This is a genomic window from Salinimicrobium aquimaris (assembly GCF_035607535.1).
In the GTDB taxonomy this organism is placed as follows: Bacteria; Bacteroidota; Bacteroidia; order Flavobacteriales; family Flavobacteriaceae; genus Salinimicrobium.
On record NZ_JAYDZX010000001.1, the window covers coordinates 538,162 to 561,652 of the forward strand.

23 protein-coding genes, 1 tRNA gene and 1 riboswitch are annotated in these 23,491 nt (G+C 42.2%); of the genes, 15 read left to right on the forward strand and 9 right to left on the reverse strand.

The genetic code is table 11. The features are described 5' to 3' along the window. Positions 1 to 8: 8 nt before the first annotated feature. Positions 9 to 2,792 (reverse strand): methionine synthase, encoded by a 2,784-nt coding sequence (gene metH, locus VR862_RS02400; RefSeq protein WP_324719346.1) that lies wholly within the window; start codon positions 2,790 to 2,792, stop codon positions 9 to 11. Next, on the reverse strand, positions 2,792 to 3,811 hold the full coding sequence (locus VR862_RS02405; RefSeq protein WP_324719347.1) for a homocysteine S-methyltransferase family protein: 1,020 nt from the start codon (positions 3,809 to 3,811) through the stop codon (positions 2,792 to 2,794). The genes metH and VR862_RS02405 overlap by 1 nt, the downstream gene beginning before the upstream one ends. 47 nt (positions 3,812 to 3,858) lie before the next feature. Beyond that, positions 3,859 to 3,962: riboswitch (SAM riboswitch) on the reverse strand. A gap of 283 nt (positions 3,963 to 4,245) precedes the next feature. On the opposite strand from VR862_RS02405, the gene VR862_RS02410 reads away from it, so the two are divergent. Then, positions 4,246 to 4,330: transfer RNA gene (locus VR862_RS02410), tRNA-Ser, on the forward strand. Positions 4,331 to 4,481: 151 nt separating this feature from the next. On the opposite strand, the gene VR862_RS02415 is transcribed toward VR862_RS02410, so the two are convergent. Then, the gene (locus VR862_RS02415) at positions 4,482 to 4,700 is read right to left on the reverse strand and encodes a GDCCVxC domain-containing (seleno)protein (RefSeq protein ID WP_324719348.1); all 219 of its coding nucleotides are present in this window, start codon (positions 4,698 to 4,700) and stop codon (positions 4,482 to 4,484) included. A gap of 185 nt (positions 4,701 to 4,885) precedes the next feature. Here VR862_RS02415 and VR862_RS02420 point away from each other — a divergent pair, with 185 nt between their 5' ends. Next, positions 4,886 to 5,851 (forward strand): ion channel, encoded by a 966-nt coding sequence (locus tag VR862_RS02420; protein ID WP_324719349.1) that lies wholly within the window; start codon positions 4,886 to 4,888, stop codon positions 5,849 to 5,851. Between the two features lie 40 nt (positions 5,852 to 5,891). On the opposite strand, the gene VR862_RS02425 is transcribed toward VR862_RS02420, so the two are convergent. Further along, on the reverse strand, positions 5,892 to 6,914 hold the full coding sequence (locus VR862_RS02425; protein ID WP_324719350.1) for a sodium:calcium antiporter: 1,023 nt from the start codon (positions 6,912 to 6,914) through the stop codon (positions 5,892 to 5,894). A gap of 213 nt (positions 6,915 to 7,127) precedes the next feature. Here VR862_RS02425 and VR862_RS02430 point away from each other — a divergent pair, with 213 nt between their 5' ends. The 3 genes from VR862_RS02430 (at position 7,128) to VR862_RS02440 (ending at position 8,898) form a co-directional block, all read left to right on the forward strand. After that, entirely contained in the window at positions 7,128 to 7,484 is a 357-nt protein-coding gene (locus VR862_RS02430; protein WP_324719351.1) for a four-helix bundle copper-binding protein, read from the forward strand. Between the two features lie 186 nt (positions 7,485 to 7,670). Next, on the forward strand, positions 7,671 to 8,498 hold the full coding sequence (locus VR862_RS02435) for a TIGR02587 family membrane protein (protein WP_324719352.1): 828 nt from the start codon (positions 7,671 to 7,673) through the stop codon (positions 8,496 to 8,498). Between the two features lie 10 nt (positions 8,499 to 8,508). Then, positions 8,509 to 8,898: a hypothetical protein gene (locus tag VR862_RS02440; RefSeq protein ID WP_324719353.1), complete on the forward strand. Its 390-nt coding sequence runs from the start codon at positions 8,509 to 8,511 to the stop codon at positions 8,896 to 8,898. A gap of 16 nt (positions 8,899 to 8,914) precedes the next feature. On the opposite strand, the gene VR862_RS02445 is transcribed toward VR862_RS02440, so the two are convergent. Beyond that, complete coding sequence (locus tag VR862_RS02445; RefSeq protein WP_324719354.1) at positions 8,915 to 9,832, reverse strand: DUF389 domain-containing protein; 918 nt, start codon at positions 9,830 to 9,832, stop codon at positions 8,915 to 8,917. Positions 9,833 to 9,876: 44 nt separating this feature from the next. After that, complete coding sequence (locus VR862_RS02450; RefSeq protein WP_324719355.1) at positions 9,877 to 10,053, reverse strand: hypothetical protein; 177 nt, start codon at positions 10,051 to 10,053, stop codon at positions 9,877 to 9,879. A gap of 320 nt (positions 10,054 to 10,373) precedes the next feature. Here VR862_RS02450 and VR862_RS02455 point away from each other — a divergent pair, with 320 nt between their 5' ends. Next, positions 10,374 to 10,508: a hypothetical protein gene (locus VR862_RS02455; protein WP_324719356.1), complete on the forward strand. Its 135-nt coding sequence runs from the start codon at positions 10,374 to 10,376 to the stop codon at positions 10,506 to 10,508. On the opposite strand, the gene VR862_RS02460 is transcribed toward VR862_RS02455, so the two are convergent. Genes VR862_RS02460 through VR862_RS02470 form a run of 3 tightly spaced genes read right to left on the reverse strand, consistent with a single transcriptional unit; the run spans position 10,492 to position 13,217 of the window. Beyond that, a complete protein-coding gene (locus VR862_RS02460; RefSeq protein ID WP_324719357.1) occupies positions 10,492 to 11,478 on the reverse strand; it encodes an NAD(P)-dependent alcohol dehydrogenase in 987 nt (328 codons plus the stop codon). The genes VR862_RS02455 and VR862_RS02460 overlap by 17 nt on opposite strands. A gap of 48 nt (positions 11,479 to 11,526) precedes the next feature. Then, complete coding sequence (locus tag VR862_RS02465; RefSeq protein ID WP_324719358.1) at positions 11,527 to 12,624, reverse strand: acyltransferase family protein; 1,098 nt, start codon at positions 12,622 to 12,624, stop codon at positions 11,527 to 11,529. Positions 12,625 to 12,644: 20 nt separating this feature from the next. Continuing rightward, a complete protein-coding gene (locus tag VR862_RS02470) occupies positions 12,645 to 13,217 on the reverse strand; it encodes an ankyrin repeat domain-containing protein (protein WP_324719359.1) in 573 nt (190 codons plus the stop codon). A 236-nt stretch (positions 13,218 to 13,453) separates the two neighbouring features. On the opposite strand from VR862_RS02470, the gene VR862_RS02475 reads away from it, so the two are divergent. The 9 genes from VR862_RS02475 (at position 13,454) to VR862_RS02515 (ending at position 23,469) form a co-directional block, all read left to right on the forward strand. Continuing rightward, positions 13,454 to 15,547 carry a helix-turn-helix domain-containing protein gene (locus tag VR862_RS02475; RefSeq protein WP_324719360.1) on the forward strand — a complete coding sequence of 698 codons (2,094 nt, stop codon included), beginning with the start codon at positions 13,454 to 13,456 and terminating at the stop codon, positions 15,545 to 15,547. A gap of 23 nt (positions 15,548 to 15,570) precedes the next feature. Further along, positions 15,571 to 17,346 (forward strand): helix-turn-helix domain-containing protein, encoded by a 1,776-nt coding sequence (locus tag VR862_RS02480; RefSeq protein WP_324719361.1) that lies wholly within the window; start codon positions 15,571 to 15,573, stop codon positions 17,344 to 17,346. A gap of 96 nt (positions 17,347 to 17,442) precedes the next feature. Continuing rightward, complete coding sequence (locus VR862_RS02485) at positions 17,443 to 18,309, forward strand: SDR family oxidoreductase (RefSeq protein ID WP_324719362.1); 867 nt, start codon at positions 17,443 to 17,445, stop codon at positions 18,307 to 18,309. 7 nt (positions 18,310 to 18,316) lie between these two features. Beyond that, complete coding sequence (locus tag VR862_RS02490) at positions 18,317 to 18,706, forward strand: hypothetical protein (protein ID WP_324719363.1); 390 nt, start codon at positions 18,317 to 18,319, stop codon at positions 18,704 to 18,706. After that, positions 18,693 to 19,310 (forward strand): CatB-related O-acetyltransferase, encoded by a 618-nt coding sequence (locus VR862_RS02495; RefSeq protein ID WP_416384486.1) that lies wholly within the window; start codon positions 18,693 to 18,695, stop codon positions 19,308 to 19,310. The genes VR862_RS02490 and VR862_RS02495 overlap by 14 nt, the downstream gene beginning before the upstream one ends. A gap of 206 nt (positions 19,311 to 19,516) precedes the next feature. Then, positions 19,517 to 20,161: a hypothetical protein gene (locus tag VR862_RS02500; protein WP_324719365.1), complete on the forward strand. Its 645-nt coding sequence runs from the start codon at positions 19,517 to 19,519 to the stop codon at positions 20,159 to 20,161. Between the two features lie 228 nt (positions 20,162 to 20,389). Further along, a complete protein-coding gene (locus tag VR862_RS02505; RefSeq protein ID WP_324719366.1) occupies positions 20,390 to 21,010 on the forward strand; it encodes a hypothetical protein in 621 nt (206 codons plus the stop codon). A 49-nt stretch (positions 21,011 to 21,059) separates the two neighbouring features. Further along, positions 21,060 to 22,196, forward strand: a complete 1,137-nt coding sequence (locus tag VR862_RS02510) for a serine hydrolase domain-containing protein (RefSeq protein WP_324719367.1) — start codon at positions 21,060 to 21,062, stop codon at positions 22,194 to 22,196. Between the two features lies 1 nt (position 22,197). Beyond that, entirely contained in the window at positions 22,198 to 23,469 is a 1,272-nt protein-coding gene (locus VR862_RS02515) for a hypothetical protein (protein WP_324719368.1), read from the forward strand. The last annotated feature ends 22 nt before the right edge of the window (positions 23,470 to 23,491 follow it).

Here is a 23,491-nt window from a genome sequence, read left to right on the forward strand (position 1 = left end):
TAGGTTTGTTAATCATTATCGGCTATTGATGGTGCCAGCCATTTATAAGCTTTTTCGGCAGGAATTTGTTTTCTCCCGGCAAAATCCTCTACCTGATCATTTTTGATCTTGCCAACTCCGAAGTAACGGGACTCGGGATGTGCAAAGTAATACCCGCTTACGCTGGCTGCAGGCCACATCGCCAGACTTTCGGTGAGCTTCACCCCTATCCTCTCCTCTACTTTCAGAAGTTCCCAAAGCGTCAATTTTTCCAGATGATCGGGACAGGCGGGATAACCGGGAGCTGGTCGTATTCCTTTATAGCTTTCCTTAATAAGCTCTTCATTATCAAGATCCTCTCCGGCTGCATAGCCCCAGTGGATCGTTCGCACCTCCTTATGGAGATATTCAGCAAAGGCTTCAGCAAGTCTGTCGGAAAGGGCTTTTATCATGATCGAATTGTACTGGTCATGATCTTTTTCAAATTCTTTTGCGAGTTCCTCTGTTCCGAAGCCGGCAGTGACGCAAAAGCAGCCAATATGATCCTGAATTCCGGGTTCTTTTGGCGCAACAAAGTCGGCCAGGGCAAAATTGGGTTGTTCTCCGTGCTTCTTTAACTGCTGACGAAGGGTTCGAAAAATGACATTTTTGACACCTGATATTTCTTCGGAGTTAACTTCAATATCATCATCATTCACAGTATTTGCCGGAAACAATCCAAAAACAGCTTTAGCAGTGAGCAGTTTTTCCTGAATTACCTTCTCCAGCAAAACTTGCGCATCGTTGTAAAGGGAAGTAGCCTGCTCTCCCACCACCTCATCTTCCAGAAGCTGCGGAAACTTTCCATGCAGCTCCCAACTTCGAAAGAAGGGTGTCCAGTCAATAAACGGAACCAGTTTTTCCAGTTCCAGATCCTCGATCACCTGCACTCCTGTTTCCCTTGGTTTTACCACCTCATTCTTACTCCAGTCAATTTGAAACTTATTTTTCCTGGCATCAGCAATACTCAGGTATTCCTTTACCTTCCCTCTCTTTTTGAAGTTCTTTCTGAAGGTCTCGTATTCCGCTTTGAGTTGACTCCTGAATTTTGTTCCGGTCTTTTCCCCGAGAAGATTGCCCACCACTGTCACCGCTCGTGAAGCATCATTTACGTGAACAACAGCATTGCTGTACTGCGGGTCAATCTTTACCGCAGTATGAGCCCTGGAGGTAGTTGCTCCACCTATCAACAGCGGAACAGTGAATCCCTGTCCTTCCATTTCCTGAGCCAGGGAGGCCATTTCGTCGAGGGACGGAGTGATGAGTCCGCTAAGGCCAATAGCATCAACATTTTCGGCTTTCGCGGTCTCAATGATTTTCTCGGGAGGTACCATCACCCCCAGGTCGATCACTTCATAGTTGTTACATGCTAGCACTACGCTCACAATATTTTTTCCGATATCATGAACGTCGCCTTTTACTGTGGCGAGAAGGATTTTACCTGCCCCGCCCTGCCCCCTGGCCCCCGGCCCCCCGATGGGGGAAAGCCCCCTCTCCCCCTCAGGGGGCTGGGGGGCTTTCTTCTCCTCCTCAATATATGGTAAAAGATGAGCCACTGCTTTTTTCATAACCCTGGCCGATTTCACTACCTGGGGCAGGAACATCTTTCCACTGCCAAAAAGATCTCCTACCACGTTCATTCCCGTCATTAGCGGACCTTCAATAACATCTAAGGTACGCGCGGAATTTGCCCTTGCAGCTTCAACATCTTCAACTATATACTCGTCAATTCCTTTTACCAGGGCGTGAGTGATTCGTTCCTGCAGGGAGCTTTCTCTCCAGGAAAGATCTGTTTTGCTTTCCCTTTCTTTCCCCACAACAGTTTCAGCAAAAGCCAGGAGGCGCTCGGTGGCATCATCGCGGCGGTCAAGAATAACATCTTCCACATGCTCCAGCAGATCCTTAGGAATGTTATCATACACCTCCAGAAGTGCAGGATTTACAATCCCCATGTTCATTCCGGCTTTAATAGCGTGATACAGAAATACTGAATGCATAGCTTCCCGCACGGGATCATTTCCGCGGAAAGAAAAGGAAACATTGCTCACTCCCCCACTTAGGTTCACGTGTGGCAGATTTTCCTTGACCCAACGTGTGGCTTCAATGTAATCCACAGCATTACGCCGGTGTTCTTCCATACCTGTTCCTACAGGAAAAATATTGAGGTCGAGAATGATATCTTCTGGCGAAAAACCGGCTTTTTGAGTCAGCAGATCGTAAGAACGTTTCGCGATCTCAATACGACGCTCATAATTATCTGCCTGGCCAATTTCATCAAAGGCCATTACCACTACTGCCGCTCCATAGCGCCTTATCTTTTTTGCATGCACCAGGAATTCCTCTTCCCCTTCCTTGAGGCTTATTGAGTTCACCACACATTTCCCCTGGACTACCTGCAACCCGGCTTCGATGATCTCCCATTTGGAACTATCTATCATAACAGGGATACGGGCTATATCGGGCTCGGCCATTAACAGGTTCAGGAATTTCACCATAGCTTCCTTCCCGTCGATGAGCCCGTCGTCCATATTCACATCCAGGATCTGTGCTCCACCTTCCACCTGGTCACGGGCTACAGAAAGTGCTTCATCGTACTTCTCTTCCTTGATCAACCTCAGGAACTTTTTAGAACCGGCAACGTTAGTGCGCTCCCCTACGTTAATGAAATTAGAATTGGGGGTGATGACCAGGGGTTCGAGACCCGACAGCTTTAAATATCTCTGCTGCTTACCTTCCAAAAATGTGTTTTTTGATGTTCTTTTTTCTCCTGTCATTATACTTCAGTTTCAGGTTGGATCTCTTTCTTGAATTCCCGTGGCTTGTATTCTTTAGCTACTTCAGCAATGGCTTTGATGTGTTCGGGAGTTGTTCCGCAGCAACCTCCGAGGATATTTACAAGTCCGCGGGAAAGATACTCCCGGATCTGTGCAGCCATCTCCGTCGGGCTCTGGTCGTACTCCCCAAAAGCATTTGGCAACCCGGCATTGGGATAAGCAGACACTCCAAATCCGGAACTTTTAGCTAAAACCTCCAGGTGTGGCGTGAGCTGTTTTGCCCCCAGGGCACAATTAAAGCCCACGCTGAGCAAAGGAATGTGAGAAATGGAAATAAGGAAAGCTTCGGCAGTTTGCCCGCTCAAAGTGCGGCCCGAAGCATCTGTAATGGTTCCGCTTATCATTACCGGAATGTCGACATCCAGCTCCTCCTTAAGTTCTTCAATGGCAAAAAGAGCGGCCTTGGCATTTAAGGTGTCAAAAACCGTTTCTACAAGCAGCACATCTACTCCGCCATCGATCAATCCCTTTGCCTGCTCCTTATAGGCGGCAGCCAATTCTGTGAACGAGATCGCCCTGAAACCGGGATCATTAACATCTGGCGACATGCTCGCGGTTTTATTAGTGGGGCCGATAGCGCCTGCCACGAAGCGTGGTTTATCCGGGGTCTCAAAAGTGACATTTTGAGCCACTTCTTTGGCTATCCTGGCAGATTCATAGTTAAGTTCATAGACCAGCTCCTGCATCTGGTAGTCGGCCATAGCAATGGAAGTCGCCGAGAAGGTATTGGTTTCGACAATATCTGCACCCGCATCAAAGTACTTGCGATGGACAGCTGCAATTGCTGAAGGTTGAGTGAGGGAAAGCAGGTCGTTGTTTCCTTTGAGCGACACAGGCCAGTCGGCAAAACGTTTTCCGCGGAAATCTTCTTCGGTAAATTTATATTCCTGCAGCATGGTACCCATGGCACCGTCGAGGATCAGTATTTTTTCTGAGAGTAAGTCTTCTATTTTTGACATTGGTTTGCGCAATATGGCTATCAAAAAAGAAGTCGGGAAAGAATTCTTAGTTATCTATCCCCGAGTACTCGGGGTAGAACGTAGCACCTTCTCCTAAGGAGGGTTGCTAAGGTTTCACAGGGTCTAATCCCTCAACCTTTCTTGATAACTCGTTTATTAAAAAATGAACTTAGGCAAAGATATCTATAAAACCGGGAAATGCAAATGAAAAGAGAGACAAGAGACAAGAATCAAGAGACAAGAATCAAGAGACAAGAGACAAGAGACAAGAGACAAGAGTCAAGAGACAAGAGTCAAGAGTCAAGAGAAAATTTTTCTGGGATTTTAAGTTACTATCAATAGGTGGGTTAGAAACTTCACAAAAAGTTCTTCATTCAAAAAGTAAAATTTCTTGTTCAATATTTAAAAAAGCTTTTTATATTTGCACCCGCAATGGAGGAATGGCAGAGTGGTCGATTGCGGCAGTCTTGAAAACTGTTGAGGGTAACACCTCCGGGGGTTCGAATCCCTCTTCCTCCGCAGACTTTAAATGCTTCCCTGAAAGGGGAAGCATTTTTATTTTAAGGAAGGTTTAAACGCAGTTTGAAGACCTTTTCTCTAGCATGTCCTGCGAATCCTTAAATCAGCTTGGTTAGCAGTAGACTCGAGTCGAACAAAAGCAACACAAAACTTAGTCGGAATGACTACAGCATGAGCGAGATTCCTGGATGGGCGGACAAGGAACAGATCCGTAGCTACAAAAAACGCAGCAATCCCCCTCCAAAGGCTTCACAACTACTTCACAGTTTGAGCATTTATAAAAGAATTGGCAAGCATCTGCAGGCATTATTTCCTCCCTCGAAACCTTGCAATAGGGACAAGTAATTAACGATTTTAATATGGTCTTCATTGATTCATTTTTAAGGCATAGATGAAGTACTTATATTGCTTCAGGCTGGTGGTGCAAAAAATGTCCCATTTTTATAGTCTAGCTTTCAAAGGTGCGTACGCCCCGAAGTTTTTGCTAAAATTAACAAACATTCTTTCAGTATCCTCTAAATTCGATGGTCAAATAATGGAAAACTCCCGATAGTCATGGAAAACACTATTCTCCTTCTAGTAGGAGTTACTATCCTCGTATTGGTCCTTTTTGACTTCTTTTATACCACGCTTTCAGGAAGTGGATTGGGTTTTATCTCCAAAAAGGTTGCAGTCTCTGCTGAAAAACTGGTAAAATTTCTCGTCAAAATAATGGGTAGAAATATATTGAAACTCAGTGGCCTGACTGTCAACTTGTCTATGCTCTTCATCTGGATAACACTAACGTGGGTGGGCTTGTTTTTGGTCTACTCATCCAACCCAGAAGCAATAGTCAATGCCCAGGGCGATACGGCAGACGTTTGGGAAAGATTATATTTTACAGGGTATATCATCTCGACTCTGGGTATGGGAAATTTTTATCCCACAACTCCTTTCTTCGAAATTTTGACCAATTGCTTTGCTTTTTTGGGCTTTATCCTCTTTACCAGTTCTATGACGTACTTTATTTCAGTGGCTTCAGCTCTCGTTCAGAAAAGGACCCTCATAAAAACCATTCATGGACTTGGAACAAATCCCCAAACCATATCCGAAAAGCTAAATTCATTCAGCAGTTCGTACAGCTATCAGCAACTTCTGAATTTACAGGAAATGGTGGACCAGCACGCTGTTAATCATCATGCTTACCCGGTTGTACATTTTTATACCCGACCAGAGCCAAAAGATTGTTTAAGTCTGAACATGGCGAGACTGGATGAAGCTCTTTCCATTCTTATAGGCTCTGAGAATAAAAGTAAATTCCAAAAAGAATTGCAACCTCTTAGATCTGCCATTTATACTTTTCTTCAGAATCTCGATAGTAATTTTTCCCGGAGTATGCCAAAGGTGAAAAATCCTGTACAAGCATCCTACTTTGGTTATCACCAAAGTATCAAAAATGACGAGGAACAAAAGGATAGAAGGAGGATTTTAGAGAGATTGCTTAAGAGTGAAGGTCTTAAGTGGTCTGATGTTGTGCAATAGCTCAATTGCATTATGTTGTACCTGTTGTCATTCCTTGAAATTACTGCGTGTTGAGAACATCAAGGATTCCAAAGCTTATTACTCCAACGTAGACGAAAACCAATAAAGCCAGAGTAATCACCTGCCATCTGGTGAATCCATAAGCCTTGTTTTTCGAGCCCAAATGAATAAAGAAAGCATAGAGGATGGCTACAAGTGCGACAAAGGTTAGTACTGTCACAAAAAGCGAAAAATTATTTACGGGAATCCCAACCAGGGCTAAAGGAAAAAAGGCTATGGTGAGAGTTACCGCATGATCCCCGATAACACTTGTCACAGACGAAGTAATTTGGCCACTTTTAGCTACACTCCATGTGGCAAATATTTCGGGAAGTGCGGCCATTGGTGCTGTAATAAAAAGTCCGCCAACGATTTCAGAAAGATTCATAGCAGTAACAATATTCTCTGTTGCTCGCACTGTGAAATAGGCTCCTAAGCCAAGAACAGCTAATCCGGCACAAGCCAAAGCTATTTCCTTTTTCTTCCAATCTACCTGTTCCTTATCCTTTTTCCCGCGCAAAAGCGCCTGACTCAGGTAAAGGGCATAGATACCCAGCATGATCCAGCCATCTACTGGTTGAAGTCCCCTCCATGGCTCTGGAACAGTGAGTATGGCCACTACAGCGATGATCACGAGGTACGGTAGCGCCTGAACCGTCACTGCTGTCTTATCTACTCTTAAAAGGTGTTCTTTGAGATGTTCCTCGTGATTTTTTTTTGCTTTACTTTTTTTCAGGTGCCGGGTCGCCAGGTATGCCGTTACTACCATCACCGGAATGGCAATAACGTTGGACCCCAGCATTGTTCCCAAACCAATATCTCCAACCCCTCGAGAAGCACTGGCAATGTTGATTCCTATTTCAGGACTTGCTGCAGCCAACCCCACCAAAGCTCCCCCTGCAGCTACAGAGAATCCCCATTGTTGCCTTAATTTCTTTAGAGGTTTTGCCAGGTGCTCTGCACCCCAGTGAGCAGCCCAGACTGCTGCCGGAAGTACGAGGTCCCAGATCCAGATGTCCATCATATTTTTTTATCTTCAAGTTAGGTACTTTAGGAAGGAAAAATGTTATGAAAAGCAAAAAGTGCTGAATTCATTTTCCATACACGGTAGAGGCAGTGAGCTTCTAAAAGAAGCTGCGAGATTAAATTAACAATCATGGGGCCTAACTTAACACCGTTTGATTGTATTTGTTCTGTCTGTTCTTTATCTTAAATAGATAACTAAAAGATCAAAGACATGGAACATAAACACGGAATGATGGAAAGACAGGAAAATTCTCAACTGCTAAAGCTTTTAGCTGAATGTGCAACAGAATGTGAAAACTGTTTTGATGCCTGCCTGGAGAATGAAAGAACAGAAAAGCTTATTAGGCAAATCAGACTCTGCAGGGACTGCGCTAAAATATGCTACGCAACTTCAAGTTTCATAGCATCGAATTCTAATCATGCCAAACATCTTGCTAAAGAATGCGCTGATGTGTGCAAAGACTGTGCTGATGCATGCAGTAACAAAGAAGATACTGAAGAAGAACTGATGCATTGCGGCCAGATCTGTAGAAAGTGTGAAGAGGCTTGCAGAAAATTTGCTGCTTAAAAGTAAAACCACAGGAATCTAAAAAGGCCCAAATTATCTGGGTCTTTTTTTATTCTGGATGTTCTATAACCTGAGATATTTCCTTTTTGCAGATTTCTGCTTAAGTAGACCCAATTTCTGTAAGACAAAGTTAATTTCTTTCAAAAGTAGGACATTGCCTTACAAAAAAGACCTAACTTGATCTGGATGAGCAGGAAAACAAGAAAAACCTCAGAAACACTTAAGGAGTATGGGAGGGGAACAGTTGGAGGGCTCCTCTTTAGTTTGCCGCTTCTTTACACGATGGAAGTGTGGTGGACAGGTTTTATTGCATCTCCCGAAAAACTCCTGGCTCTCATTGTCTTCACTTTTTTGCTCCTCCTTGGCTATAACCGGCATTCAGGAATGCGCGAAGATGCTTCTCTTAAAGAAGTGTTCCAGGAATCTGTAGAAGAAATCACCCTTGCTTTTATTGTAGCCTTTCTATTCCTACTTCTCATAAATAAGATCGGCTTTACCATGTCGTATCGTGAAATTGCCGGAAAAGTCATTGTAGAATCAATGATCGTGGCGATCGGATTTTCGATTGGTACGGCTCAACTGGGACAGGGGAAAAAGGAGACCGGAGAGGAAAATGCGAAAGACGATGGAGGACTGGTACAAATGATTGTGCTTTGCATCTGTGGTGCAGTGTTAGTTTCTTCCTCGGTGGCGCCCACTGAAGAAATTCTCAGGATCGCCATGGTAAGTGAACCATCTCACCTCCTTGTGATGGTCCTAACTTCAATACTCATCAGCGGAATTGTACTTTTTTTTAGTGACTTTAGGGGAAGTGGAAAATTTGAAGGAGGAATAAAAGAGATCATTTTCCATCTGGTAGTAAGTTACTTGTGTGCCCTTCTCGTTTCTGCCCTGGTGTTGTGGTTCTTTGGCAGAATTTCGGGCTACGGCTTTAGTTTCGTGCTGGCAGAGGTCATTGTTCTTGCTGTACCCGCTTCCCTGGGGGCTTCGGCAGGAAGACTATTAATTACTTAATTCAGAAGTCATGGAGAACGAAAAAAAAGAGCCAAATGTACTGGAGAAAACCATTTTCGTGGTGGGATTGTTGATCATAGTACTTCTTCTAAGCTACTTGAGTTATGACTGGGCTACAAGATCAGACGCGCCGCCAGACCTAAAAATATCCACCAGGATGGAATCCAATTCCTCCGGTAACACCTACAAAGTAGAAACAAAGAACGTGGGTATGGAGACAGCAAAAGCAGTTCACATAGAATTTAATCTTTACCGGGATGGAAGTGTAAAAGAGACCGCCGTTCTAGATATAGATTATGTGCCGGTACAGTCAAAGGAGACAGGATGGGTCTCTTTCCGGCAAAGTAAAACTATGACCGATTCTATTGTGGTTGGTTCAGTTTCTTACCTAAAGCCATAGAATTTTAAATCCACCTCTAAAGCTTTGCCAGATAATTTTTAATTCCCTCGCCTTTCATCTTCATCAGTTTGAAAGTAAGCACGGCAAAACCTATGAGCGTGACCACGTCCATTAAATAAACCAGTAGCAAATGCAACGGCTTGTCTGTGGGATCAAATCCATACACGATCTTTAGGCCAAACCAAATGGGATAAACAGAAATATGAGCAGTTGCAGCAAGACCAATAAGCTCTCTTCTACCGGCGTCATCAATAGAGCCCAAACCTGCAGCAATTCCCACGGCCATTGAGATCAGAAAACTAAAAAGCAGGGAACTCTCGGTGAAATCATCCCATTTAATTCCGGGTTCGGTAAGTAAACCTAAAATGACTCCTCCTAATACAATGAACAAAGTGGTGACAACGAGGCTTCCCAGGGATTGTTTCAGGAACTTTTTTTCTCCCAAAGCAACACTAAAGCCAATGCCCAGCATGTGGTGATGGTACGGAAGGAACAGAAGGCCGGCTATGATCAAGGGCATAAAGCCTTCTCTCATTCCATAGGCTACCAAAAAGGCGGAAAGTGTGACCCTTCCCAGAAGGCTTGTAGTGATTTGGCAAAACTGCCATAACTCCTGGTACACATCTGTTGTTGCCCTTATGATGGGTTTGGTTTCCTCTTCGGGTGGTTCTGAGGCAAAAAGAGATTCGGGATGCCTAATTGTAAAGCTGTAGGTAAGCGGATCGTAAAAAGGAGCTGTCATAAGATCTTCTATGAAATCCTTTACTTTGGGAGTACTGGTTTCAATTTCAATCCAATCGGCGGGGCGGGGAGAATCTGCCTTGTCAAAAACGTATTTCTCGGAGACAGCTACAGATTCTATACCCGATTTGATTGCCCTCTCTGCTACTTTAGCGCCTTCTCCTTTAGGAGCTTTAATGGTCAATAATTTCATAGGATTGTTCTTCTAGTTACTTATTGTGTGAGGCTGGCACAAGTTTATATGTTCCTGTTTTCCAGTTCTGCTTGCGTAATTCCTTTTTCAAGAGCTTCTTCCCTGGTACATTTCTCTCCGGCATATATTTCTGAAGCAAGCTCTAAAGCCCTGGCTCTTATGCCGGCGTCCAGCACATTAAGCCTTTCCTGAAATTCCTCAAACTCTCTGTTCTCTTCCATAGGTTTTTCAGTTAAAACTAAAATCAGCAATTGCCGGATTTTGAAGCGGAAGTTCGGCCAGTGCTTCCAAAGCTGTAAAAATTGTTGCTAAAAAAGGTTGAGCTCTGATGAGCGGATAACATATTATGACCGGGATTAAGAAATATCGCGGCGGTGCCGCAAATATTTCCGGAATTTTTGTGATGTTCAACTTGCATATCTTCAGGCTTTTCCATGGCAGAACCTTCTAAGTTAAAAAAAGCTTTTGCCGCAGCCTCTTAAAGGGCTCTTAACTTTTTAAAGGATAATGATGTTCGGCCCGGAATCAAATTTTAGCTGCCATGGATGCTGCTGTTGTAGAAAACCTGAAAGGCGATATTTTCTTCGGAATCGACATGAACAAGTTTATCCCTGCTGCACTTAGCTGTACAAGAACCGGTGGGACAGGAAAGCTTTGGCTTAGGAGGTGGCAATAATGATGTTCCCTTTCTTATGGCCTTTTTCGATGTACCGGTGTGCCTCTGCCAGTTCGCTTAACGGGTACTGTTTGTCAACCACGGTCTTTAGTTTCCCTTTCTTGTAGATTTCCAGGACTTCCCCGAGCAGCTTTCGCAATTGGTCATCGCCTTTAGTTCCCGTGGCCTGAAAGACCGCCTTTTTCTTCGACCCGGAGGTTTTGAGCATCTCCAGCAGGAGAGACATTTTTAGGACCGGCGACAGGTATATTCCCTGCTCTGCCAGGATCTTTTTACATTTCTTAAAAGAACTTTTACCTACTGTATCAAACACATAGTCATATTTCTTCCCGCTCTGAGTAAAATCTTCTTTCCTGTAGTCGATAACCTCATCTGCTCCCAAAGATTTCACCAGATCAAAATTTTGGGCACTGCACACGGCAGTTACCCGGCAGCCAAGATAGTTGGCAATCTGTACTGCCGAAGTACCCAGGGCTCCTGAAGCTCCGTTCACAAGCACCCTTTCCCCCGATTGGACTTTCGCTATCTCTTTGAGGAAGTTGTATGAAGTAAGGTGTCCATCTCCAAAGCTGGCCGCTTCAGTGAAGTCCATATTTTCAGGCATTGGCAGGACAACGCCGCCCTCAGAAACCGTCAGGAAGTCGGCATTTGCGCTAAAGCCTAAGGTGGTCTCTCCAAATACCCTATCCCCTACTTTCAGTTTACTGACTTTAGTTCCCACCTCCTCCACTATTCCGGAAAATCCTGTACCGGGGATAGGATGTTTTGGTCTCTTAAAGCCCAGGAATAGCCGGCCGATATACGGCTTCCCTGTACGCATCATGGTATCGGCCCTTGTAGCCGAAGATGTTTTCACCTTTACGAGTACTTCATTAGGTCCCGGTTCGGGAATTTCTACTTCCTCAAGACGGAGCACATCGGGGGAGCCATACTTCCTTACGAGTACTGCTTTCATTTTTTTCACTTCCATAATTATCTGCTTTTTAGTAGCACAACAAGTTCTGTTAGCAAAGAGCGATCACAAGGAGCTCTCGACAGGCTTTACAACATTCTCCCTTTTCTTTTTTTCTTTAAAGCTCCATTTGAGGCCAAAAAAAGGACCTAAGAACCCCACCCTCCTGATTATGAATTCATAAAGGAGAAAACATCCTGTTCCTGTAAAGATACAGATAGTTATAAATTTTAGCCATACCGGTATCTCCAGGGGCAAAATGATCATGGCCCCGCCGTAAAGCACGAACATGTGAACAATATAAACAGGATAGGCAGCCTTACTAAGGTAGCTTAGTAGTTTTCCCGGCCTGTTGAAATGTTTATATCCCAGCCCAAAAATTCCGAAGATCCAGCAATTGGATTCTATTGCCATGAAAAAATCTATTGATGGCACCTCCATTAAGCGGAAAGAATAAAGAACCGCTGCCAAAGCAAGATAGAACCACCGCCACCTTAGTACTGTCTGCCAAAAAGCTTTCCCGCTATAGACAAAAAGGAAGCCGAAAAAGAAAGCAAGCAGCCCCAGAAAGAAGCCATGCCAGGTCTCTGCGTACATCTCAAAGACCTGCGGTTTCACTATGAGGCTCTCGAGTACAAAAAAGAGCGATATCGCCAGGGGTCCCACAGGGTTTTCCATTAGGAATGACAATCCTCTTTTGAACCTGCTGTTGTTCATTCTCTTCAGGTAAACAAACAGCGGCAACAAGATTAGGACATATGCGAATATATTACCTAAGAACCACAGGTGTCCCTGATGCGGGAAATATCCCAGAGGAAACTCATAATACTCCTGAAAAAGGAGAAAATGTAAAGGTGTTACAGCGATGATCCCGAAAAGGAACGGCAGCAGGATCCTTTTACTGCGCTCCAGCAGCAGTTCCTTCCAGTTGCGCTTTTGTATGGCAAAATAAACTCCCATACCCGAAACGTAGAACAGTAAGGGAATGCGCCAAATATTCAACATGCTCATTAGCTTCCACAAGCCCAGCATAGGTTCATCACTCCTTATAAATCCTATCAACATGGCCCAGGGTTGGAAGATGATGGCAATGTGATAGATGAGGAGCAGGCCTATAGCAATCACCCGCAGCCAGTCAATATCGTATCTTCTTTCAGTTTTCATCAGTTTTTGGATTTATGGTTTTACTGCAACATCATTGCTATTACGGGACGGTTCTTTTTAAGTTCCTCCATATCCAGTTGTAGTCCCAGCGGGGCCAGCTGCTGTTGCATCATTTCGTATACAGGTTTCATGTCTGAAAAAGGACCGGCGACAGTCTCTCTGGGGGTTGCTCCGAAATTATTTTTCAAGCTCTTATCTGCCCTGGCATCCAGTAATAATTGTACGATCTCAATTCGGCCAAAGAAGGCCGCAGTATGAAGTGGTGTTGAGCCGTCGTTGTTTTTAATGGAAAGATCTGCCCCGGCGTCTATCAGTTCCTTTGCAATACCTGTCTTTCCAAATACTGCTGCAGTATTTAACGGGGTTGATCCACTAAACTGATCTTTAGTGTTCAAATCGGTTCCGGCCTCAATGTGCTGTTTTACCACCTCAAGATCATTTGACATCACTGCCGTATGTATATCCATCTCAGGTTTCTCCGCTACGGCCCGGTCTGTAGATCTTTTAGTGTTTTGGCTGCATGCAGGAAACAATACGCATAGCATAATAAGGCTTAGAAATGTTCTTAGGGAAATAATTTTTGAAGTTTTCATGATTTTAAATTTTAGCTTTTTAGATTATTAAAATTTCTGTGGTACAAAGATGGATCAGGAAGGCTGGCGGGATATACCAGGCAGGCGGCCAAAAGCATAAAGTTTAAGGAAGGGGATAAAAACTATGACGCAGCAGTATAAATTATGTTGCAACATGAGCTCGCCGGCAGCTTTTACCTGAACAGAAAAGAAGGCTTTAAAGATTTTTTTCTAATTTCATCAGGTCAAAAAAGGCAATGCTGAATAGTACTCAAGACAGGGGAGATTTCCTCAATAAGGTGACCACGGTTATCGTAGAAAATGCTCCAAACGATCAATTTGGAGTTTCTGAACTGGCCGAAGCAATGAATATGAGCCGCTCCAACCTCCTGAGAAAGATCAAAAAAGATACAGGTCTCTCAGCGAGCCGGTTCATACGACAGGTGCGGCTGGAGATCGCCATGGAATTGCTGCAGGAAACATCCTTGAGTGTTTCCGAGGTTTCATATAAGGTAGGCTTTGGTAGTTCCTCCTATTTCATCAAATGCTTTAGGGAGCAATACGGTTACCCTCCGGGAGAAGTTGGTAACCAGAAAACGGAAGTACCGGAACCTGAAAAGGAAGAGCCGGAGATCGCCGAGATCTCCAAGGAAAAACCCACCCGAAAGTTAATGACCCGGGTGCTGTTGTTTTCCATTCCTTTTCTCACCATTCTGGTAATTTCTTTCCTGTTCCTGTACGAGAAGCCATCCGCCAATGTGGAGAATGTTGAGCCCGAAAAATCAATAGCCGTACTGCCTTTTAAAAACGAGAGCAGCGATGCTTCCAATCTTTATTTCGTTAACGGACTGATGGAATCGACGCTGAATAACCTGCAGAAGATAAAAGACCTGCGGGTGATTAGCAGGTCATCTGTAGAGAAATACCGTAACACTACGAAGACCATTCCCGAAATAGCTGAAGAACTCAATGTGAACTACCTTGTGGAAGGCAGCGGACAAAAAGTAGGAGACCAGGTTTTACTGAACATTCAGCTGATTGATGCTTCGGGCGACCGTCATCTCTGGTCTCAACAGTACAATCGTAAAATGGTGGATATCTTTGCCATTCAGAACGAGGTAGCTGCAAAGATCGTCAACTCCCTGGAGCCTATAGTCACTCCGGCTGAACTTAGGCAAATTCAGAAGAAACCCACGCAAAATCTGCTGGCCTATGACTACTATCTTCAGGCACTGGATCCTTTCCATTCCCGCACCCATGAAGGACTTCAGCAGGCAATAGGACTGTTTAAAAAGGCAATTGAAGAAGATCCCGAATTTGCCCTGGCGCACGCAAATATCGCCACTTCTTACTATCTACTTGAAATGTTCCAGACAGAGAAACAGTATACTGAAGAGATCAACAGTTACTCAGACAAAGCCCTGCTATACGATTCTAAATCGGCCGAAAGTCTTACTGCCAAAGCCTTTTATTATATTCAGACCGGGCAGTATCAGTTAGCCCTGCCGTACCTTGAAAAGGCGCTGGAGTACAATCCCAATTCTTCCCTGGCAGTGCAAATGCTGGCTGATTTCTACTTCCGCTTAAAGCCAAACACAGAGAAACACCTCAAATATGCCTTAAAAGGAGTGCAATTGAATGCTGCCGGAAACGATTCGATCACAAAAAGCTATACCTATTTGCAGCTGAGCAATGCCCTGGTAACTTCCGGCTTTTTTGATGAAGCCCTGGAGTACATCAATCTATCGCTGGCCTATGACGCCAAAAATTATTATGCTCCGCACTTAAAAGCCTTTATCCTTTTTGCCAAAGATGGAAATGTGGCACGAACCCGCAATTTGCTCTTGACAGAATGGAAGAAGGATACCAACCGGCTGGATATATTGCAGGATCTTGCCAAGATGTACTATGTGGAAGAAGATTATGAGCAGGCTTATTACTATTTCAAGAAATTCGTAGAGGCCCGGGAGAAAAATGGCCTTGATATCTATGCGCAGGAAAATGCCAAAATAGGCCTGGTCTACGAAAAAGCAGGAATGAAAAAGGAAGCCTCTCAGTTTTTCACCTCATTTTCAGAATACTGCAAAAAAGATCAATCCATCTACAGGAATGCTAACCTGGCGGTAAAATACGCACACGAAGGAGAGGTTGAGAAGGCTATGGAACAGCTGAAGAGGTTTTCGAGCATTGAGAGTTATCCTTACTGGTTTTTATTGATTGGCGACGATCCTATTCTTAAGCCCTTAAAAACCCATCCGGATTTTAAAAACACAATGCAAAAGATCAAAAATCGCTTTTGGCAAAGACATGGTCAAATGAGAATGTCACTTGAGGAGGAAGGGGTGATTTAATCAATTCTTCCATCTTTTAACCCATGATAAATTCCAGATCCATAGCAGTATTACCCTTCGTCAATATGAGTAGCGATATTGACAACGAATATTTTTGTGATGGGATTACCGAAGAGATCATAAATGCCCTTACAAAGATCAATCAGCTTAAGGTAATTGCAAGGACTTCCTCATTTGCCTTTAAAGGAAAGGAAATAGATATCAGGTTAATTGGGGAGCAATTGGGTGTAAACTCAATTCTGGAAGGAAGCATAAAAAAATCCCGGGATAGGGTAAGAATTACTGCCCAATTGATCGACGTTAGAAACGGTACCCACTACTGGTCCAAGAAATTCGACAGGGACTTAACAGATATTTTCGAGTTAGAAGATGAGATCAGTCTGGCTATTGCAGATGAAATCCGGAATAATTTCGGACATTTTGAAGTTCAGGAGCACCTGGTTCAACAACCTACAAACAATGTTGATGCCTATCAATGGTACTTGAAAGGGCGTTCTGTGCAATTAAAGTGGACACAGGAAGGGCTAAGGGAAGCTATATCATATTACAATCGGGCTATCGCTCTGGATAAGAATTATGCCAAAGCATATTACGCAAATTTGCAATGTTATGGGTTATTGGCAATGTGGGGATATATGCCATATGTGGAAGCTATAGATCTGGCCATTAGCAATTTGCTCATAGCAAAGGAATTGGACACCAGCCTGCCTGAGTATCCATTAGCCTATGTGGGAAAGTTCTTTTGGGAAGAATGGGATTTTAAAAATGCATACGTTCATATTCAGAAGGTTTTAGCCATTAATCCGGATCATATAGATGGTTTAGAAGCTTTAGCCGAATTATTCATAGCTCTTGGTTTTTTTGATCAGGCCTTAATTTATGCACATAAACTTTTGGAAGTAGATCCGCTTTCAGCAAATAACCATTACACCTTAGCGCATATCAACTATTACCGGGGTCATTTTGAGAAAGCCCTGGGAAATGTGAATTATGCCCTGACCCTTAATCCCGAGTTAGAATTAGCACATTATTTACAGGGTTTCTGTCTTATATGGTTGAACAAAAAGGAGGAATTTGAAGAATCAATTTACAATACCGGCCTTTATGAAGAAAAGATGCTCTTATTCAGGGTTATCAATGAAAAGAATGTTGAGGTACCGCGGCATCTTCTGGAAAAGTGGTCAGATTTCAGAAATTCTAAAACAACTCTTACTCCTTATGATCTGTATATTCTGGCAAATTCCCGACATAAAGAACTGGCCTTTTCCATTTTAAAATATTACATAAGTCAAAAGAGGGGTCAGGTCATAAACTACAGACAAGAACCCTTTTTGGAAGCTTTGCACAAAATAAATGGATTTGCAGACCTGCATCATTCCAATTTATCCTATTCCGATATAGAAATCCTCAAGGTCAATGAGGAAAAAGCAACCCCAGGTATTCTGGATGATCATCAAATAGAAACTTTGAAGGAAGCCTTGCTAATATATTTTGATGAAGAAAAACCCTTTTTAAATCCCCAATTAAGCCTAAAGGTCGTAGCTGATGTTTTGGAATTGAATACCAACAAGATGTCATATCTGATTAACCAGGTATTCAACACGAATTTTAATGACTTCGTTAATTCCTACCGACTGGAGCATTTTAAAAACATAGCCTTAGATCCCAAAAATTCACATCTCACCATTCTGGGATTGGCCTATGATAGTGGTTTTAATTCCAAAAGTGTCTTCAACACCTATTTTAAAAAAGTGGAAAATATCACCCCAAAAGCCTGGATGAAAGCTAATTCCTTTTAGCGCCATATAATTTCGTTCCAGATTATAAATTAGAACGATTGCCCTGTTAATCTTGAGAATCTTTGTGTACAAATTAGTTTTCAAAGACGATCCGGTATGAATGTATACAAAAATGTTTTGCTGGCAGGAGCTACAGGCTATCTGGGCAACTATATTCTAAAAGCCCTTATTGAAAAAAAGTATCAGGTAATCGCAATTGTACGTGATCCAAAAAAGCTGAAAAATGAGAACGAGGACTATTTGGAAATAAAACAAGCCGAAGTAACAAACCCGGAAACACTACGGGACATCTGCAAAGGAATAGATACTGTTATATCCACAATAGGAATCACCAGGCAAAAAGATGGTTTGACCTATATGGATGTAGATTATCAGGGCAACATGAATTTGCTGCAGGAAGCTCAAAAGTCAGGTGTAAATCACTTTGTGTACATATCGGCAATTAATGGTGAGAAATATCGCAAACTTAAAATTTTTGAAGCCAAGGAAAAATTTGTCGATGCCTTAAAAGCTTCAGGCCTAAGCTATACCGTTGTAAGACCCAATGGTTTTTTCTCTGATATGAGAGATTTTTTAAAGATGGCTGAATCTGGCCGTGTCTACCTTTTTGGATCAGGGCAACAAAAATTTAATCCCATACACGGTGAGGATTTAGCAAAGGCCATTGTAGAGAAGTTAGATGATCAGATTAAAGAGTTCTCTCTTGGAGGTCCCGATATCTTAAGCCTTAATGAAATAAGTCAAATGGCCTTTACCGCATTGGATCAACCGGTAAAAATTGTTCACTTACCCGACTGGACGAGAAAACTATCACTTTGGAGTTTAAGGACGTTCACACCGGTTCAAACCTATGGGCCTTTTGAATTTTTTCTGACCTTAATGGCTGAAGATAATACTGCACCGACCTGTGGCAGACATCATTTAGAAGATTTCTTTATAGAAGAAGCGAAAATTCTTAAGTAGATCCTGAATGAAAAATATTGATAATACTGTTTTAGTTATTGCAGCGGCTTACTGCCTCCTGCATCTATTGATCCTGCTTCAAATAATGCCATTAAACATTGTCTGGGGTGGTAAAATAGAATCTGTTGATACAATTTATATACTGGAAGGAATCGCGTTGGTCACAATGGCTTTCCCGGGGTTGGTCATAATGATAAAAAAAAGGATCATAAAACCTATTTTTGGAGAAAAAGCAATTAGCAGAATTCTACTGATTTACGCATTCTTTTTCATGCTCAATACTGTTGGAAATCTTTTAGCAGAAACATATATCGAAAAAGTTCAAGCCGCCATAACTCTGTATTTAGCTGTTGCGCTGTTTTATTTATCAAAACCAAAACCTCATGAAAATACCTGATCCCAATTCGGTTTTTCCACTGGCTCATTACAAAAATCTCTGTTTTTTGAAAAGCTACATTAACAATCCTAACATCGTGGTGGGCGATTACACTTATTACGATGATTTTGAAGACGTTTCAAATTTTGAAAAAAACGTCAAATATCATTTTGATTTTATTGGAGATAAACTGGTGATAGGTAAATTCTGTATGATTGCTTCAGGTGTTACCTTCATAATGAACGGGGGCAATCATTTGACGGAAGCTACAACAGCTTATCCATTTGCCATTTTTGGAGGTGCCTGGCAAGATGCAATGCGAGGCAAAAGCTATCCCTCAAAAGGAGATACCGTTATAGGGAATGATGTATGGATAGGTCACGGAGCCACTATTATGCCTGGGGTACATGTAGGTGACGGTGCCATTATTGCAACAAAAGCCGTAGTCACAAAAGACGTCGAGCCCTACACCATCGTTGGAGGGAATCCCGCAAAACCTGTTAAAAAACGTTTTTCGGAAGACATTATAGCTAAATTATTGCACCTAAAATGGTGGTATTGGGATATTGAAAAAATAACTAAAAATCTCGACAAACTCACCTCTCATCCTGAAGAGTTACTTTAAATAAAATAGCATCTCTCACGTAGGCCTAACACTTAAAACTGTTAGGCCTTTTTTCTTGGCTGCACCTTACCTATAGGAACCCCGACCTACTAAAGTAAAAAAGGTCTGAAATCATAATTCAGGACGATTAGCCCCGGGTTCCGACCTTTCTTTGCTTCATCAAGTTTTTCTTTATCAAAATACTGACAACTAAAATCTCTTTAAAAATGAAAAAGTTATTATTCATCGGTTTAACGCTTTGTACAATGAGCGTTTTCGCGCAGTCTGGAAAAGACACCATTATTGAAAACAATCAAGCCTACAAATACAGGCTTAGCTTTCCTGCAATTATCCTTGGTAATATTGGTAAAGGAGGCGAAAGAATAAATACACAACATTATGAGCTGCACATAAAGCAGGAACTGGATCCTAAAAACATCGTGGGTGTAAAATTAGCCACCTGGCGGTTGTTTCAACCTATGGGCATACAATGGTGGGATGGACTATTAGATAAAATAGATTCTGAAACCGAATTTTATCCCGGCTATGTGCGGGAAACGGGTATAGGAGTATCCTATCAAAGAATGCTGTGGAAAGGACTATTCGCTTCAGTAGAAGTTTTACCGCAGTACAAAACCTACCTGGACCTAAACAACGAAAAAATAGCAAACGGGTTTAAGCTGTATACCTCATACCACATCGGCTATCACTTCGCTTTCGGGAAAAAGAAACGATTTTTTGTAGAACCTCAGATTCACGGTCAGAACTGGATGTTTGACACGAATACGCCTGCCGCTTTTAAACGGCTGGATAACAAATGGAAATCCTATTTCCTGTTTGAGCCTAACCTGTATGTGGGTATCAGGTTTTGAGGCATCATCAGCTTTTTAATCCCTGTACATAGTCTACAATACCCACTGTATCACTAATCTTTAGACTTAAAATCATGAAACATTTAATTACATCTTTTTACTGAAGGATAAGATCAAACACTAAATATCAAAGTGGAATGCTTCGGAAAGATCCAGATCATCATAAGCCTCCGCTTCAGACTTTCAACTTAACAAATTCTAATATAAAAAATCAAAAGAACAACAGACATGAAAACAAGTAAAACAAACACATTCGTACAACACATTAAATTAAAAGTGCCGGTTATTATCTTTACATTAATGGCTTCCATGACATTTGCACAAAATAATTTAGGCGATCAAAACACCTCTCCACGTGACGGTTTCATCTTTGAGTTCGGCTTGGGTGGTGGTGTTATCTCCATTGAAGACAGTGAGGGAATGCAGACATTTGACGAAGCGCAGGGAGCAATTAGTTTTCCTGAATTGAAATTTGGCTATATGCTGAATGATGAATTGGCAATAACCGCCAGCATGCCGGGAATGATCTATGAATTCCAGGGCAGGGACAGACATTTTGGAGGCATTATTCCTTCCTTACAATACTGGGTAAAAGAGCGTTGGTGGATCCATGGAGGTCTTGGCCTGGCAATTGATTCCCCGGCCCTTTATGATATAGAAGACGACCTTAACGACGACTGGAACTTTGGAGGTGCTGTTATGGCAAGCACAGGATATGAAGTTTATAAAAAGAAAAACTTTGCACTAAATATTCAGTCAAAACTGGTTATGGGCAGAGCATTTTTGGAAGGCGATGCGCATAGGGATGCAGTAACTTTTAGTGTTGGCTTAGGCTTCAGCTGGTTATGATCTCATTACAAGTAACTTACCGGAATAATAACAGCTTAAAAGTGGACAAATGAAAACCAGCTTATTCTTAACTTTATTAATTTTAGTATCAATACCCTGCATTGGCCAGCAAACTATAGAACAAGAGGTGAAACAATTGTTTGAAGCTCAATTGGAAAAAGGAAATATCAAAAGTGCTATTCTGCATGTTTATTCTGAATCAAAAGATATTGATCTACAGCTAGCTGAAAGTAACCCGGATTCAGGGGATCATGTGAATATAAACAGTCCTTTTTACACGGCCAGCATAACCAAAATGCTCACCGCTACGGCTATCGGGATCCTGAAAGATCGCGAAAAACTGAATTTTGAGGATAAGATAGCTCAGCATTTGCCGGAAGAACTGATTGATCGGCTACACGTTTTAGATGATAAGGAGTATTCAGAAGAAATAACCATAGCTCAGTTATTACAACATACATCGGGATTACCGGATTATTTTACAGGCACCACAATGGACGGCAGCCCGAATGTTATCAATCAGTTACTCGTAAATACAGATAAGACCTGGTCACCTCAGGAAATAATTCAGTTTACCAAAGATAAGATGAAGCCCCACTTTGCTCCCGGGCAAGGCTATTATTATTCCGATACAGAATATGTGCTTCTGGCATTGATCATTGAAGAAGTTAGCGGCATGTCCTTAGAAAGGTTCTTTCAGCAGTACATTTTTGAGCCCTTAGAAATGCACAGTTCTTATATCAATTTGAAATCGGCACCTACAAATTCTGAGTCTGCAATGGCCGGGTTTTACGTTGGTGATATTGAATTATCCTCAATTAAAAGCCTAAGTGCCGATTGGGGTGGTGGTGGTTTGGTGTCGACCACGCAGGATCTAATTAACTTTCTAAAAGGCCTAAATGAAGATCTGATCCTAAAAAAAGAAACCCGTTTAGCAATGCAAAATTGGATCGCAGAAACTGAAGGAACTGAATACGGGTTTGGGATCAGAAAGATTTCTTTTCAGGAGCATTTAAATTCAGACACAGACCTACAGGTTCTTGGTCACACCGGCAGCACAGCCTCTTTTTTATGGTATTGTCCTCAGGTAGACACCTATATAGCAGGAACATTAAACCAGTTAGAAGCTTCAAAAAGCACCCCGGGTTTTGTATATGATGTACTTAAAACAATAGAAAGGAATTAACATGAACTCATTTCAGAAAACAGTAGTCGTTCTTCTAGTTTTTATGGTTCCCCTTTTTCCTGTAGTGCATGCCCAGGCAACAGTTAAAACGGACTGGAAAAAAGATCTTGAAGTATATAAAGATTCTTTGGAAGAAAAACATATAGACCTTTATCACTCGGTAACAAAAGAAGAATTTCTCACTGAGTGGAACAAGATCAATGAAAGTCTGGAAACGGCGCAGGATTTTGAGATCGTGCTTAAACTTATGCGTTTGACAAGGAAGATCAATGATGGTCATACCTCTGTTTCTTTTGGAAATCTGTCAAGACATAGGTTTCCTTTTGAAGTTGAACAGATCGATGGTCAATGGCTGGTAGTAAAGACCCTGGAGGAAAACAAGGATATTCTCAACACTACATTGGAAAGTATAAATGGAAACCCGATTGGTAAAGTTGCTCAGGAAATTTCAGAATTAGCTCAGTTTGTAGAGAATGAATATTCTTTAAAAGTAAGAACGGCCAGTTATTTGACCATAGCCGAATTGCTTTTTCATCTGAACCTTATAGATTCCAAAAACACTGCTACCTTCAGTTTTAGAGACAGTGAAAACAACCAAATAAATAAGACCTTGCCATCAATCGATGCTAAAGTTTGGCAGGACACCAGTACCTTTTCTGAAATAAATCTGAATACTCCGGAGATCACAGAACCACATACCGGCAACAAAGAGCTCTGGTTTGCACCGGTAACAGGTACAGATATTCTTTATATAAACTTTAATTCCTATCCTGCATTTGAAGCAATGCAGGCTTTTGGACAACAACTGGTAGCTTACATTCAGGAAAACCAAATAAGACAAGTGATCATAGATATGCGTGAAAATGGAGGTGGTGATCTTTACGTAGGTACGGTGCTGGCCTATGCACTTAATCTGGCCGATTCAATAGACTGGAAAAACGGTGTTTATGTAGTAACAGGTAATAAAACATTTTCGGCTGCAACAAGTAATGCTGCTTTGTTCAAACAGCTACTAAATGCAAAAATAGTCGGGGAACCAACCGGTTCTAATCCGAATGGATATCAGGATATGGATACCTTCACTCTTACCAGTTCACAATTAGTAATAACCTATTCGAAACGATTATTCCGATTGAGCAACGAAAGTAATAAACCTCTAAAACCCGAAATAACTATAGAACCACGCTTGAAAAACTATAGAGAAGGAAATGATATTGTGTTGTCAAAGCTTATAGGAAGAATGAAAGAAGAATCTGGATCGCGGAGCTTCTAACAGAAAATTAAAAACAACGTTA